This window comes from Quadrisphaera sp. DSM 44207 (assembly GCF_900101335.1).
In the GTDB taxonomy this organism is placed as follows: domain Bacteria; phylum Actinomycetota; class Actinomycetes; order Actinomycetales; family Quadrisphaeraceae; genus DSM-44207.
Genome location: NZ_FNKA01000003.1, coordinates 320,933 through 334,959, shown reverse-complemented (window position 1 = coordinate 334,959; position 14,027 = coordinate 320,933). Strand labels below are relative to the sequence as shown.

The following is a 14,027-nucleotide window of genomic DNA, read 5'->3' as shown; positions in this document are numbered from 1 at the left end:
TAGGCTCAACCCGCCAGGTGCGCCAGCAGGTCAGCGCGCGTGACGACGCCGCTCGGCCTGCCCTCGTCCACGACGAGGACGGCGTCGGCGCGCTCCAGGTGCCCGCGCAGGTCGGCCACCGACTCCCCGGCGCCGACGAGGGGCAGCGGCGGGTCCATGTGCTGCGCGACGGGGTCGGACAGCTGCGCGCGCCCGGCGAAGACGGCGTCCAGCAGGGTGCGGTCGGAGACCGACCCGGAGACCTCCCCGGCCATCACGGGCGGCTCCGCGCCGACGACCGGCATCTGGGAGACCCCGAACTCGCGCAGGATCTCGATGGCGTCGCGCACCGTCTCGGTGGGGTGGGTGTGCACGAGGTCGGGCAGCGCGCCGGACTTCGCCCGCAGCACCTCCCGTACGGTGCCGTCGGAGGTGCCCTCGCGGTCGAGGAACCCGTAGGAGCGCATCCACCGGTCGTCGAAGATCTTGCCGAGGTAGCCGCGGCCGCCGTCGGGCAGCAGGACGACGACCACGTCGTCCGGGCCGAGCCGCCGCGCCACGCGCAGCGCGCCGACGACCGCCATGCCGCACGAGCCGCCGACGAGGAGGGCCTCCTCGCGCGCGAGGCGGCGGGTCATGGCGAACGCCTCGGCGTCCGAGACCGCGACGATCTCGTCCGGCACGGAGGGGTCGTAGGCGCTGGGCCAGAAGTCCTCGCCGACGCCCTCGACGAGGTAGGGGCGCCCGGTGCCGCCGGAGTACACCGAGCCCTCCGGGTCGACGCCGACGACGCGCACGGGCCCGGTCGGGCGGTCGGCGGAGGCGTCCTTGAGGAAGCGCCCCGTGCCGGTGATGGTGCCCCCGGTGCCGACGCCGGCCACGAAGTGCGTGACCCGCCCGTCGGTGTCCTTCCAGATCTCCGGGCCCGTGCTGGCGTAGTGGCTGGCCGGGCCGGCCGGGTTGGCGTACTGGTTCGGCTTCCAGGCGCCCTCGATCTCGCGCACCAGGCGGTCGGAGACGGAGTAGTAGGAGTCCGGGTGGTCCGGCGGCACGGCGGTCGGCGTGACGACGACGCGGGCCCCGTAGGCCTTGAGGACGTTGATCTTGTCGGCGCCGACCTTGTCGGGGCAGACGAACACGCACGAGTAGCCGCGCCGCTGGGCGAGCAGGGCCAGGCCGACGCCGGTGTTGCCCGACGTCGGCTCGACGATCGTGCCGCCGGGCTGCAGCAGGCCCGCGGCCTCGGCCTCGTCGACCATCCGCTCGGCGATGCGGTCCTTCACGCTGCCGCCGGGGTTGAGGTACTCGACCTTGGCCAGCACCGTGGCCGCGACGCCCTCGGTGACCCTGCTCAGCCGCACGAGCGGCGTGCCGCCGACGAGCTCGGCGATGTGCTCCGCGTAGTCCACGCCTCCCATCCTCCCAGCCGGGGCGGGCAGGGCGGCGTCCGGGTGAGCCGCCGGACCGCCGTCCGCGCTGTCACCTACCGTGAGGGGATGTCCCGCGTCCGGCGAGCCCGACGGATCGCCGCCGCCGCAGCGTTCGGCGGCGGCGGCCTGACGGTGGCGGGCGCCCTCGGGTGGGCGCTCGTGCGCGTCGAGGCCGCCCTCGCGCAGCGGGCGATCGGGACGTCGCTGGGCCGCACGCCGCCCGTCGCGGCCGCCCGGTACGGCGCCGGGGCCGACGAGGAGGTGGACCTGGTGGTCCTCGGCGACTCCACGGCCGCCGGGCTCGGCGCCGCGTCGCCGGAGCAGACGCCGGGCGCGATCGTCGCCGGCGGGCTGGCCGCGATCTCCGGGCGGCCCGTGCGGCTGGTCGGCGCCGCGGTCGTCGGCGCGCGGTCGGAGGCGCTGGGGGCCCAGGTGGACGCCGCGCTGGAGCAGGTCGCGCACCCGCACGTGGCCCTCGTGCTCGTCGGCGCGAACGACGTCACGCACTGGGTGCGCCCGGCGGAGGCCGTGCGCCACCTCGCGGGCGCGGTCACCCGGCTGCGCGACGCGGGCGCGGAGGTCGTCGTGGGCACGTGCCCGGACCTCGGCACGGTCGAGCCGATCGCGGAGCCGCTGCGCACGCTGGCCCGGCGGGCGAGCCGGGAGCTGGCCGCCGCCCAGACCATCGCCGTGGTCGAGGCCGGGGGCCGCACGGTCTCCCTGGGCGACCTGCTGGGGCCGGCGTTCGCGGCGCGGCCGCGGGAGATGTTCGCCGTCGACCGGTTCCACCCCTCCCCCGCCGGCTACGCGCGGGTGGGCGCCGCCGTCCTGCCGAGCGTGTGCGCGGCGCTGGGCATCGGGCTCGGCACGCCCGCTGCCGCCGGCCCGGCCGACCCGGTGCCCGGCGCGCCGGCGCCGGTGCAGCCCGTGGCGCAGGCCGCCGTCCAGGCCGCGGACGCGCCGGGCACGGAGGTCGTGGCGGTGCAGGTGGCGGGCGCGGACCGCGGCCCGGCCGGGCGGTGGTCGCGGGCGCTGTGGCGCCGGCGCGCCGTCCTGCCCGCCGGTGACCCCGGGGCTGTTCGCACGAGGACGGCCTCGGGCGCGCCGTCGTCCTGACGGGGGTGCGGCGCCGAGGAGCGCGCCTCACAGGGCGCGGCGCAGGGCGACCAGCCGGTCGGCGAGGTCGGCGAGCGCCCCGGGTGGCGGGTCGGTGGCGAGGAGGTCGCGGGCCAGGACGGCGAGCTGGTCACCGACCGCGTGGGCGCCCAGCACGGGCACCGGACGGCGCGCGCGCCCCTCGGCGTCGGCCGCCGCGTCGGCCAGGTGCTGCAGCAGCGGGCGGACCCGGTCGACCGGCGCGAGGCCGTCCGGGCCCGGACGCGCCGACCGGGCGGGGCCGAGCCCGCTGAGCCGGGTGAGCACCCGGCCCAGCTCGAGCTCGACCCGCCCGGTCGGTGCGACTGGCCCCGCGGGGATCGTCAGTCCTCGCTGCGGAGGATCGACAGGATCCGCAGGAGCTCGATGTAGAGCCAGATCAGGGTGACGACGAGGCCGAAGGCCGCCGTCCAGGCGTAGCGCTGCGGGATGCCGTTGCGCACGCCCTGCTGGACGAACTCGAAGTCGAGCACGAAGGACAGCGCCGCGAGCACCGCGCCGATCGCGCCGATGACGAGGCCGAAGAAGCCGCCGCGGATGCCGGCGCCCGTGAACAGGAGGATGCCCAGGTTGATCAGGCAGAAGATCGCGTAGCCCATGATCGCGCCGGACAGGATCTTCTGGAAGCGCGCCGTGGCGCGGATGCGGCCGGAGCGGTACAGGGCGAGCATCACGCCGAAGGTGGCGAAGGTGGCGACGACCGCCTGGAAGACGATGCCGTTGAACCGCGCCTCGTAGAGGGAGCTGATGCCGCCGAGGAAGAGGCCCTGCGCCGCCGCATAGGCCATGATCAGCACGGGCGAGGGCTCGCGCTTGAAGGCGTTGACCAGGCCCAGCACCAGGCCGGCGACGCCGCCGACGATCCACAGGAGCGGGTCGCCGAACCAGCCGACCGCGGCGCCGGCGAGCACGACCGCCAGCGTCAGGCCGGTGCGGACCACGACGTCGTCGTAGGTCATCCGCCCCGTCTGCACCGGGGTCGCCGACGGCGCGGCGTACATGTCCTCGAGCGAGGGCTGCGGCGAGGGGCTGTAGGACGGCCCGTAGCCCGTGGCCGGGCCGCGGGAGGCCCCGCGCTCGTCGAAGCCGGCGTAGCCGCCGCCGGTGAACTGCGGGGCCCGGCTCAGGACCGGGTTGTTGCTCTGCATGGACGTCCTTCCGAACGGACCAGGCGCGACGGCGACGTACCGGGCGCTCGTCCAAGAGTAATGCCTGGGTAAAGCTGCGCATTCCCGGGCCCGCCCGCGTGCCCCCGGCGGGGTTCGAACCCGCACTGAGGCGCTTTTAAGGCGCCTGCCTCTGCCTGTTGGGCTACGGGGGCCCGCCGCGCCGCCGCGGCCCACCGGGTCGCGGCGGCGCGGGTCCCGGTCAGGACCCGGGGGCGGACTGCCCGGCCGGGCGCGGCGTCGGCGGCTTGGCGGCGGAGGCCACGAACTCCTCGCGCGGGCGCTCCAGGCGGCCGAGGGCCACGGTGTCGCGCCGGAAGACCGCCGAGCCGGCCCAGTCGAGCAGCACCCGGAACTTGCGGTTGAACGTCGGGATCTGCGAGCCGTGGTAGGCGCGGTGCATCAGCCACGCCGGCCAGCCCTTGACCTTCAGGCCGTAGACCGTGGCCACGCCCTTGCCCAGGCCCAGGGAGGCCACGGAGCCGAGGTACTTGTGCGAGTAGTCGACGGTGGGCTCCCCGTGCAGGACGGCGATGATGTTCTTCGCCATCTGCTTCGACTCGCGCACCGCGTGCTGCGCGTTGGGGGCGCAGAAGTTGCCCGGCTCCTTGGTCAGGTCGGGTACCGCGCACGCGTCGCCGGCGCCCCAGGCGCCCTCGACGACGCCGTCGTTCCCGGCCACGCGCAGGTCGGCGCGCACGCGCAGGCGGCCCATCTTGTCCAGCGGCAGGTCGGTGTCGGCGAGCACCGGGTTCGACTTCACGCCCGCCGTCCACACGATCGTGTCGGTGTCGAACTCGGCGCCGTCGGAGAGGACGACGTGCCCGTCCTCGCAGGACTTCAGGAAGGTCTCCAGGCGGCAGTCGATGCCGCGGGCGCGCAGCTGCGTGAGCGTCCAGCGCCCCATCTGCTCGCCCACCTCGGGCAGGATCCGGTTCAGGGCCTCGACGAGGACGAAGCGCACCTCGGACTGCTCGATCTCCGGGTACTGCGCGACGGCGTCGCGCGCGAGGTCCTCGAGCTCGGCCAGCGCCTCGATGCCGGCGTAGCCGCCGCCGACGAAGACGAAGGTCAGCGCCCGCACCCGGGAGGGGCCCTGCGGCAGCGCCGCCGCGACGTCCAGGCGCTCGAGGACGTGGTTGCGCAGCGCCGTCGCCTCCTCGACCGTCTTGAACCCGATCGCCTGCTCGGCCAGGCCCGGGATGGGCAGCACGCGCGAGACCGAGCCGAGGGCGACCACGACCTGGTCGTAGCGAACCTCGATCTCGTCGCCCTGCTGCGGCTTGACCGTGGCGGTGCGCTCGGCGTGGCGCAGCCCGGTGACCGCGCCGGTGATGACCTCGACGCCCTTGAGGTTGCGCCGGTGGGAGACCACGACGTGGCGCGGCTCGATGGAGCCCGCGGCCACCTCGGGCAGGAACGGCTGGTACGTCATGTACGGGCGCGGGTCGACGATCGTGACGTGCGCCTCGTCGTTCCGGAGGCCGTTGCGCAGGCCCCTCGCGGTGTAGAGGCCGACGTAGCCACCCCCGAGGACGAGGATGCGCTGACGGCCGTTCGCCCCGGAGGGCGCGGTCTCCTGGGACGTCGTGGCGGTCATGGCGTGAGCCTATTGATGCGCGGTCCCCGCGCCACCCCCGGGGCGCGGATCGGCGCGCCGCGCCAGCTCCACCGCCCGCCGCACCACGGCGTCGAGCATCGGCTCGGTCAGGCGCCCGGTGAAGGTGTTCTGCTGGCTGACGTGGTAGCTGGCCACCACGTGCAGCGGCGGGCCGCCGGGCCGGTCCAGGGAGGCCTGGGCGCCGTGGGCGAAGCGCGGGCGCGGGCGGGGCGCCGCCCAGCCGAGCCGGGCGGCGCACGCCAGGGACTGCTCCCACGCGAAGCCGCCGAGCGCGAGGAGCACCGCGGGGCGCACGAGCTGCACCTCCCGGTCCAGCCACGGGGCGCAGGTGTCGCGCTCGGCGGGGGCGGGCAGGTTGTCCGGCGGCGCGCAGCGCACGGGTGCGGCGATGCGCACGCCGGCCACCGCCTGCCCGTCCCCCGCGGCGACGGCCTCGGCCCGCACCGCGAGCCCGGCGCGGTGCAGGGCGCCGAAGACCCAGTCCCCCGAGCGGTCGCCCGTGAAGATGCGGCCGGTGCGGTTGCCCCCGTGCGCCGCCGGCGCCAGGCCGACGACGAGCACCCCGCCGCGCGGGTCGCCCCAGCCCGGCACCGGGCGGCCCCAGTACGGCTGGTCGGCGTAGGTGCGGCGCTTGGTGGTGGCCACCTCCTCGCGCCAGGCCACCAGGCGCGGGCAGGCCCGGCACACCGCGACCCGCGCGTCGAGGACGTCGAGGGTGCGCGCGGACGCCGCGAGGCGGGCGACGTCGTCCGGCGTGCGGGCCCGCGGGGTGCGCGGGGAGGAGGGGTCCTCCGGCCAGCCGGCGCCGGGCGGGACGGGCGAGGCGAAGGGCTGACCGGTCAGCGGGTGCGGCAGCGGCGCGGGGTCGGGGGCCGGGCTCACCCGCCCATGCTCACCCGCCCGCGCGGGCGAGGGCGAGCGCGATGCCGTCGAGGACGTCGTGCTCGCTGGCGACGACCTCGCGCACGCCCGACTCCGCGGCCACCCGGGCGACGACCTCCCCCCACAGCAGCGCCCCGGCGCCGATCACGTCGACGCGCCCGGGGTGCATGAACGGCAGGGCCGCGCGCGCCGCCCGCGGCATCGCGAGGAGGTCCGCGCACGCGGCGAGCACGGCGTCGACCGGCACCGCCGCGCCGTGGATCGCCGCGGCGTCGTAGCCGGGCAGCCGCAGCGCGTGCGCGGTGATCGTGGTGACCGTGCCCGCCACCCCGATCAGGGTGCGGGTGCGGGCCAGCGGCACGGCCGCGGCCGCGAGGTCCAGCGCCGCGCGCGCGTCCGCCCGCGCGGCCGCCACCTGGGCGGCGGCCGGCGGGTCGTCGTGCAGGTGCCGCTCGGTCAGGCGCACGCAGCCGACGTCGACCGAGCGGGCCGCCTCGACCCGGCCGGCCGCGCCGTCGCCGAGGACGAGCTCGGTGGAGCCGCCGCCGAGGTCGACGACCAGGTGCGGCGCCGGGTGCCCCCTGCTCAGCCCGCCCGTGGCGCCGCGGAAGGACAGCGCGGCCTCCTCGTCGCCGGAGACCACCTCGGGGTCCACGCCCAGCGCCTCGCGCACCCCGGCGACGAGCAGGTGCGCGTTGGAGGCGTCGCGGCTGGCGGACGTCGCCACGAACCGCACCCGCTGCGCCCCCCGGGCGCGCACGACCTCGGCGTAGCGCCGGGTGGCGGCCAGGGTGCGCTCCAGCGCCTGCGGGGCCAGGGCCCCGGTGCGGTCCACGCCCTCGCCGAGGCGCACGACCTCCATCCGGCGGTCCAGGTCGGTCACGGCGCCCGTGGCCGCGTCGACGTCGGCGACCAGCAGCCGGATCGAGTTGGTGCCGCAGTCCACCGCCGCCACGCGCGCGCTCGCCACGCCCCCATCGTGCCGGGGCCCGGCGGTCACCGGCGCGCCGGTGTCGGGGCCCGCCGGTAGCGTCGCGGCCGTGGCCAGCACCGAGGTGGACGCCGTCGTCGTCGGCTCGGGCCCCAACGGGCTCGCAGCAGCGGTCGTGCTCGCGGGGGCGGGGCTGAGCGTGGAGGTCCACGAGGCGCACGACGTCCCGGGCGGCGGCACGCGCACGTCCGAGGTCGTGGCGCCGGGCTTCTGGCACGACGTCTGCTCCTCGGTGCACCCGGCCGGCGTGGTCTCCCCCTTCTTCCGGGCCTTCGACCTCGCGGCGCACGGGGTGGAGTGGCTGCACCCGGAGGTGGCCTACGGCCACCCGCTCGACGGCGGCCGCGGCGGGCTCGCGCACCGCAGCCTCGACGCCACGGCCGACTCCCTGGGCGCCGACGGTCCTGCCTGGCGCCGCCTGCTCGGCCCGCTGGTCGAGCACTGGGAGGACGTCGTCACCCTCGCGCAGTCGGACCTGCGCACCTTCCCCGGCCTGCGCCCGCGCACGGTGCTCACCGGCGCGCGGATGGGGCTGCGCGCGCTCGAGCAGGGCACCCGGGCGTGGAACGCGCGCTTCGACACCGACGTCGCCCCCGCGATGCTCACGGGCGTCTCGACGCACTCGATCCAGCCCTCGCGCCGCCTCATGCCCGCCGGGGCGGGCCTGTACCTGGCGGCCATGGCGCACGCGGGCGGGTGGCCGCTGGTGCGCGGGGGCAGCCAGCGCATCGCCGACGCGATGGTCGCCGAGATCGAGCGGCGCGGCGGGCGCGTCGTCACCGGGCACCGGGTCGACTCCCTCGCCGAGCTGCCGCGGGCGCGCGCGACCCTGCTCGACGTCGCGCCGGCGGGGCTGCTGCGCATCGCCGGCGACCAGCTGCCGCGCCTGTACGCGCACTGGCTGCGCGCCTTCCGCTACGGCAACGCGGCCTGCAAGGTCGACTTCGCCCTCTCCGGCCCCGTGCCGTGGGCGACGCCGGGCATGGAGCGCGCGACCACCGTGCACCTGGGCGGCACCCGCGCGGAGATGCTGGCCACCGAGCGGGAGGTGGAGGCCGGCCGCCACCCCGAGCTGCCGTACGTCATCGCCGTGCAGCCCGACGTCGTCGACGACTCCCGCGCCCCGGCCGGCGCCGCCACCCTGTGGTCCTACGCGCACGTGCCGCACGGCTCCACGCGCGACATGGGGGACGCCGTCACGGCGCAGATCGAGCGCTTCGCCCCCGGCTTCCGGGACGTCGTGCTCGCCCGCAACGTCATGACCGCGCAGCGGCAGGGCGAGTACGACGAGAGCTACGTCGGCGGGGACATCGCCGGCGGCGCGGTCACCCCCTGGCAGCTGGTGGCCCGCCCGGTGCCGGCGTGGGACCCGTACCGCACCCCGGTCGACGGGGTCTACCTGTGCTCGGCGTCGACGCCGCCGGGCCCGTCGGTGCAGGGCATGAACGGCGTGTACGCCGCCGCGCGGGCCCTGCGGCAGCGCTTCGGCGTGCGCACCGACCCGCTGGAGCTCGTGCGCGCGCCCGCCAGCCGGGCCGCCGCCTGACCGGTCCCTCCCCGCTCCCTCACCCGACCAGGGCGGGCGCGGGCGCGGGCGCGGGTGCCAGCGGCAGGCGCACCGCCACGGTCGTGCCCGCGCCCTCGGCGGAGGTGACGGCGAGCACGCCGTCGTGGTGCTCGACGATGCTGCGCACGATCGTCAGGCCGAGCCCGGTGCCCTGGATCGCCGCGCGCGTGGCGTTGGAGGCCCGGAAGAAGCGGGAGAACATCCCGGCCTGCTCGGCCTCGGGCACGCCGATGCCCGTGTCGGCCACCTCCACGACGGCCCACCCCTGCTCGGCCCGCGCGCGCACGGCCACGCGGCCGCCGGGCGGGGTGAACTTGACCGCGTTCGACAGCAGGTGGCGCAGGGCCTGCTCGAGCTGGCCGGCGTCCCCGTGGACGAGGAGGTGCTGCTCGCAGCCCTCGACGTCCACGCCCAGCCCGGCGGCGGCCGCGGCGGGGCGCAGGGTCTCGACGGCGGCGGCCGCGACACCGCCGAGCGCGACGTCCGCGCGGCTGACCCGGAACGCCCCGGACTCGATGCGCGAGAGCGCGAGCAGGTCCTCGATGAGCGTGCGCAGCCGCCGGGTGTTGCGGTCGACGACGGCCAGCATGGCCTCGACGTCCTCGGGCACCTCGCCGGCCTCGCCGTCGCGGATGAGCTCGACGTACCCGGCGATGCTCGTCAGCGGGGTGCGCAGCTCGTGCGAGACGGCGGAGAGGAAGTCGCTCTTGGTCCGGTCCAGGGCCCGCAGCTGCTCGACGAGCTCCTGCTGGCGGCGGTAGAGCCCGGCGAGCACCAGCGCGCGCCCGAGGTCCGCCGCGACGGAGCGCACGAGGGCGACCTCGCGCTCGCTCCAGCACCGCCGGTCCGCGCACGTGACGACGCCGAGGACGCCCATGGCCTCCTCGCCCGCCCCGACCGGCACGAGGACGGCCGAGCGCGCGCCGGCGCGCGCGACGAGCGCGTCGTGGACGAAGGCCGGGAGGCGCTCGTGCCCGGCCACGTCGTCGAGGACGACGGCGTCGCCGCGGGCGTAGTGCTCGCGCACGGCCCGCTGCGCCGGGGAGCCGCCGGGCTCGGACGGCGGACCCAGGGGCGGCAGCCCCGCGCGCGCCCAGGACCGCTCGACGGCGCCGGAGGCGGTCCCGTCGAGCAGCCGCAGCCACGCGCGGTCGGCCCCCAGCTCCTCGCCGACGCGGGAGAGGGCCTCGACGACGGACTCCTGGGCGTCGATGCGGTCGCGGATGCTGCGCCCGATCTCGCCGGCGAGCCGGGCCAGCCGGGCGGCGCCCTCCTGCTCCTGGCGCAGGCGCTCGCTCTCGCCGGCGAGCGCGTTGAGGGAGCGGGCGACGGCGCGCACCTCGGCGGGCCCGCTGGCGGCGTCCGCGCGGGCGCGCTCCTCCCCGGCGGCCATGCTGGCCAGGACGCCGACGAGGTCGCTCAGGGGCCGCACGAGCGAGCGCCGCGCGCGGGCGGCGGTCAGCGCCGCGACGCCCAGGGCCACGGCCAGGGCCAGCACGGTGCCGGCCACCGCACCGCGGCGCAGCCGCTCCTCGAGGGTCGCGACGCGCTCGCGCTCCTCGCCCAGCACCGCCTCCAGCTCGCCGTTGGTGGCGCGCAGCCGCTCGAAGATGTCCCTGTTGCGCAGGGTCAGCTCGTGGGAGACCTCGACCTCGCCGGGGGCCATCGCCGAGACCGGGTCGCCGTAGACGCGGAACCAGTGCAGGCCGACGGCCCGCTGCTCCTCGACCAGCCGCCGCTGCTGCCCCGGCTCGGCCAGGGCCAGCGCCTCCAGCGTGCCGGCCCGGAAGGCCTCGCGCCCGGCGGTGAAGGGCTCGAGGAAGGAGCGGTCGCGGGCCAGGCGGTAGCCGCGCACGCCGGTCTCCGCGCCGGTCATCGCCAGCAGCAGGTCCTGGTTGGCGTCGCGCAGCCGCTCCACGGCCAGCTCCCGCTCGCGGCCCTCCCCCGCCGCCACCAGGCCGACCACGCCGGCGCCGCCGACGGCGACGAGGAGGGCGACGAGCAGGCCGAACGCCCACCCCAGCCCGCCCGCGACCGAGGGCGTGCGCGCGCGCCTCACCGGCCGGCCCCCGCGGCGCGGCCGGCGAGCGCCGGCGTCGCGGGCGCCTCGTCGGCGAAGCCGACGCGGGTCATCACGCCCCACACCTGCTCGCGCCCGCGCAGCGCCGCCCACAGCCCCTGCAGGCGCCACCACGCGGTGAGCTGGCGGTACCCCAGGTTCTCGAGGACGGCGACGAGCACGGCGGTGCCCAGGTCGCGCCACCGGCCGTAGCGGTGGAAGGAGAACTCCTCCACGGCGAGGGCGGTCATCGAGACGACGACGGCGTAGCCGTAGGCGACCAGCCCGAACAGCAGCGCGTACGCCGGGTCGACCAGCCCCAGCGCCCACCCGAGCGGGACGACGAGCAGGCCGACGAGCTCGAGGACGGGAGCGAGCAGCTCGAAGACGACGTAGTACGGCAGCGCGAGGAGGCCGACCCGCCCGTAGCGGGGGTTGCCGACCATGTCGCGGTGGCGCCAGAGCACCTCCCACAGCCCCCGGTGCCAGCGGCGGCGCTGGCTGGCCAGCACGCGGCGGGTGGAGGGCACCTCCGTCCACGAGACCGGCTCGCCGACGAAGACGACGCGGTAGTCCCGGCGCGCGTCCCGCATCGCCCGGTGCACCTTGACGCACAGCTCGAAGTCCTCGCCGATGCAGTCGGGGTCCAGCCCGCCGACCTCGACGACCACGTCGCGGCGGAAGAGCCCGAAGGCGCCGGAGATCAGCACGAGCGAGCCCAGGCGCGACCAGCCGGTGCGCCCGAGCAGGAACGCGCGCAGGTACTCCACGACCTGGACGCGCGGCAGCCAGCCCCGCGGCATGCGCACCTCGACGACGCGGCCGGCGACGACGCGGCAGCCGTTGACCGCGCGCACGACGCCGCCGGTGGCCACGACGCGGGCGGGGTCGTCGACGAAGGGCTTGGTGACGGTCAGCAGCGCGTCGGGGTCGAGGATGGAGTCGGCGTCGACGAAGCAGACCAGCTCGTGGCGGGCCGCGTTGACGGCGACGTTGAGGGCGTCGGAGCGGCCGCCGTTCTCCTTGCGGACCACGACCAGCGGGGTGCGCCCGTCGCGGGGCACGTGCACGGACAGCACGCGGCCGCGGGTCGCGACGTCCTGGGGCAGCTCGCGGGGCACCTGCACGAGCCCGTACGCCTCGGCCAGGCGCTCGAAGGTGGCGTCGCGGGAGCCGTCGTCGACGACGACGACCTCGTGCACGGGGTAGCGCAGGGCGAGCATCGCGCCCACCGCCGGCACGATCCCCGCCTCCTCGTCGTGGGCGGGCACGAGCACCGACACCGGCGTGGTCAGCGGCGAGGCGTGCACCTCGTCGTAGCCGGCGAAGGGCACGCGGCGCAGGTGCCGGGCGTGGTCCAGCGCCGCGAGGGCGACCAGCACCAGGTAGCTGGTGTTGATCAGCAGGAAGTACACCAGCACCGGCCACGCCGAGACGGCGAAGAACCAGGCCAGCGCCTCGTCGAGGGGTCCCGAGCGCGCGAGCGCTCCGAGGTCGCTCACGAGGCGCCCACCAGGGCGGGGGCGAGCACCAGGTCGGGCGCCGGGTCGAGCACCGGGTCGGGCACCGGGTCGGGCGCCGCGTCGGGGGCGGGCGCCGCGTCGGGGACGGGCGCCGGGTCGGACAGCTGCGCCACGGCCAGCGCCTCCCGGGCGCGGGCGCCGGCGCGGGCCGACGCGCGGCCGGCGGCGACGTCGAGCAGCACCGCGCGCCCCTCGTCGCCGAGGGCCAGCAGGGCGGTGCCCGCGGTGGACGCGACGCGGGCGTCGGGCTCGTGCAGGAGCAGGCGCAGGCGCTGCCCGGCCGCGGGGTCGCCCAGCTCCCCGAGCGCGCGCGTGGCGGCCAGGCGGACGGCGAGCGGCTCGGCGGGGGAGGCGGCCTCCATGAGGGCGTGCAGCGCCGCGGGCGCGCCGAGGCGGCCCAGCGCCGTCGCGGCGCGGGCGCGCACCTCCGGCAGCGGGTCGCGGAACAGGCGCAGCTGCAGCTGCGGGAACGCCGAGACCGCGCCGACGCGGCCGAGGACCTCGACGGCGGTCGTGCGCACGGCCGGCACCGGGGAGCTCGTCGCGCGCGCGAGCGCGGCGGCGGCCGGCAGGCCGATGCGCAGCAGCGCCTGGGCCACGACGGCGGCCGGGACGCGGCCCTCGGCCAGGGCCGCGAGCAGCGGGACGGCGACCTCGGGGGAGCCCGTGCGGCCCAGCGTGCGGGCGGCGACCTGGCGCACCTCCGGGTCGCGGTCGCACAGCCGCTGCACCAGGCGGCGCGCGGCCCGGTCGTCGCCGGCCGCACCCAGCAGGTGGGCGGCGCCGGCGCGGCGCACGGCGCTGGCCGAGGCCAGGCCCCGGCGGGCGCCCGCGAGCACGCCGCGGTCCTCCAGCAGGCGGACGACGTCGCGCTGGGCGTCGCCGCGGACCTTGCCGAGCAGGGCGACGACGGCGGGCTCGACGACCCGCCACGCGGCGGGGTCGAGGGAGGACAGGCGCGCCGCGGCGGCGGCCGACTCCTCCTCCTCCCCGGCGACGAGCAGGAGCAGCAGCGGGCGCAGCGGCTCGGCGAGGCGCCGGTCGCGCGCGGCGCGGCGGCGGCGCAGCGCGCGGCGGGAGGCGATGGCGGCCGCGAGCGCGGCGACGAGCACGGCGAGGCAGGCGATCGCCGTCAGCAGCGCCGCTGCCGCGCTCACGAGCCGGCTCGGGCGAGGACCGCCTGGACCCGGCTGACCAGCTCCCGAGGGCTGAAGGGCTTGACCACGTAGTCGTCGGCGCCGGTGGCGAACCCGATCGCGACGTCGTGCTCCTGCGCCTTCGCCGTCAGCACGATCACCGGCAGGGACGCCGTCTCGGGCGCGCGGCGCAGCTCGGCGCACACGTCGAGCCCGGACAGCCCCGGCATCATCAGGTCCAGGACCACGAGGTCCGGGCGGTGGTCCCGGACGGCGTCCAGGGCGGCCACGCCGTCGGGCACGGGCACGACCTCGTAGCCGGACTGGGACAGCTTGAAGGCGACGAGCTCGCGGATGTCGGCGTCGTCGTCGGCGACCAGCACGGTGGTCATGAGCGCTCCTGTGCGGTCGGCGGGGCGGTGGTCACCCCGGAGGGGTCGGCACGCGGGGCCCGTTCCTGAACCCCCGGACCCGGCCGGTCCGGCCCGGGCGGGGGCGGTCAAGGAGCGGGCGCGTTC

The 14,027-nt window shown here is 77.6% G+C and carries 12 protein-coding genes and 1 tRNA gene; 2 read left to right on the top strand and 11 right to left on the bottom strand.

All coding sequences use genetic code 11. The features are described from left to right. Nucleotides 1-5: 5 nt before the first annotated feature. Nucleotides 6-1,397, bottom strand: a complete 1,392-nt coding sequence (locus BLS82_RS11885) for a cystathionine beta-synthase (RefSeq protein WP_218123858.1) — start codon at nt 1,395-1,397, stop codon at nt 6-8. Between the two features lie 78 nt (nt 1,398-1,475). Here BLS82_RS11885 and BLS82_RS11880 point away from each other — a divergent pair, with 78 nt between their 5' ends. Next, nucleotides 1,476-2,525: an SGNH/GDSL hydrolase family protein gene (locus BLS82_RS11880; RefSeq protein ID WP_092866090.1), complete on the top strand. Its 1,050-nt coding sequence runs from the start codon at nt 1,476-1,478 to the stop codon at nt 2,523-2,525. A 27-nt stretch (nt 2,526-2,552) separates the two neighbouring features. Here the strand turns inward: BLS82_RS11880 and BLS82_RS11875 are convergent, their stop codons facing one another. The 6 genes from BLS82_RS11875 to BLS82_RS11850 all read right to left on the bottom strand — a co-directional run bounded on the left by BLS82_RS11875 (nt 2,553) and on the right by BLS82_RS11850 (nt 7,203). Next, nucleotides 2,553-2,831 (bottom strand): hypothetical protein, encoded by a 279-nt coding sequence (locus BLS82_RS11875; RefSeq protein WP_092866087.1) that lies wholly within the window; start codon nt 2,829-2,831, stop codon nt 2,553-2,555. 56 nt (nt 2,832-2,887) lie between these two features. Next, nucleotides 2,888-3,712 carry a Bax inhibitor-1/YccA family protein gene (locus BLS82_RS11870; RefSeq protein WP_092866084.1) on the bottom strand — a complete coding sequence of 275 codons (825 nt, stop codon included), beginning with the start codon at nt 3,710-3,712 and terminating at the stop codon, nt 2,888-2,890. A 99-nt stretch (nt 3,713-3,811) separates the two neighbouring features. Next, nucleotides 3,812-3,885 (bottom strand) — tRNA-Leu (locus tag BLS82_RS11865). Nucleotides 3,886-3,932: 47 nt separating this feature from the next. Further along, entirely contained in the window at nt 3,933-5,330 is a 1,398-nt protein-coding gene (locus tag BLS82_RS11860; protein WP_092866081.1) for an NAD(P)/FAD-dependent oxidoreductase, read from the bottom strand. Nucleotides 5,331-5,339: 9 nt separating this feature from the next. Further along, nucleotides 5,340-6,233 (bottom strand): uracil-DNA glycosylase, encoded by an 894-nt coding sequence (locus tag BLS82_RS11855; protein ID WP_255378298.1) that lies wholly within the window; start codon nt 6,231-6,233, stop codon nt 5,340-5,342. Between the two features lie 10 nt (nt 6,234-6,243). Further along, the gene (locus BLS82_RS11850) at nt 6,244-7,203 is read right to left on the bottom strand and encodes a Ppx/GppA phosphatase family protein (protein WP_176819072.1); all 960 of its coding nucleotides are present in this window, start codon (nt 7,201-7,203) and stop codon (nt 6,244-6,246) included. 70 nt (nt 7,204-7,273) lie between these two features. On the opposite strand from BLS82_RS11850, the gene BLS82_RS11845 reads away from it, so the two are divergent. Further along, nucleotides 7,274-8,770 carry a phytoene desaturase family protein gene (locus tag BLS82_RS11845; protein ID WP_092866936.1) on the top strand — a complete coding sequence of 499 codons (1,497 nt, stop codon included), beginning with the start codon at nt 7,274-7,276 and terminating at the stop codon, nt 8,768-8,770. A 19-nt stretch (nt 8,771-8,789) separates the two neighbouring features. Here BLS82_RS11845 and BLS82_RS11840 read toward each other — a convergent pair whose 3' ends face one another. From BLS82_RS11840 to BLS82_RS11825, 4 genes are read right to left on the bottom strand one after another with little or no spacing between them, the layout of a single operon-like run. Next, on the bottom strand, nt 8,790-10,850 hold the full coding sequence (locus tag BLS82_RS11840) for an ATP-binding protein (RefSeq protein WP_092866078.1): 2,061 nt from the start codon (nt 10,848-10,850) through the stop codon (nt 8,790-8,792). Continuing rightward, a complete protein-coding gene (locus BLS82_RS11835) occupies nt 10,847-12,352 on the bottom strand; it encodes a glycosyltransferase family 2 protein (RefSeq protein WP_218123857.1) in 1,506 nt (501 codons plus the stop codon). Before BLS82_RS11835 ends, BLS82_RS11840 begins: the two co-directional genes overlap by 4 nt. Next, a complete protein-coding gene (locus BLS82_RS11830; RefSeq protein WP_092866075.1) occupies nt 12,349-13,530 on the bottom strand; it encodes a HEAT repeat domain-containing protein in 1,182 nt (393 codons plus the stop codon). Before BLS82_RS11830 ends, BLS82_RS11835 begins: the two co-directional genes overlap by 4 nt. Beyond that, nucleotides 13,527-13,901, bottom strand: coding sequence for a response regulator transcription factor (locus BLS82_RS11825; protein WP_092866072.1), 375 nt, complete (start codon nt 13,899-13,901; stop codon nt 13,527-13,529). Before BLS82_RS11825 ends, BLS82_RS11830 begins: the two co-directional genes overlap by 4 nt. Between the last annotated feature and the right edge of the window lie 126 nt (nt 13,902-14,027).

Excerpts from the sequence above, each read along its gene's own strand:
- BLS82_RS11885 (WP_218123858.1), bottom strand. The coding sequence starts at position 1,397 with ATGGGAGGCGTGGACTACGCGGAGCACATCGCCGAGCTCGTCGGCGGC.
- BLS82_RS11880 (WP_092866090.1), top strand. The coding sequence starts at position 1,476 with ATGTCCCGCGTCCGGCGAGCCCGACGGATCGCCGCCGCCGCAGCGTTC.
- BLS82_RS11870 (WP_092866084.1), bottom strand. The coding sequence starts at position 3,712 with ATGCAGAGCAACAACCCGGTCCTGAGCCGGGCCCCGCAGTTCACCGGC.
- BLS82_RS11860 (WP_092866081.1), bottom strand. The coding sequence starts at position 5,330 with ATGACCGCCACGACGTCCCAGGAGACCGCGCCCTCCGGGGCGAACGGC.
- BLS82_RS11825 (WP_092866072.1), bottom strand. The coding sequence starts at position 13,901 with ATGACCACCGTGCTGGTCGCCGACGACGACGCCGACATCCGCGAGCTC.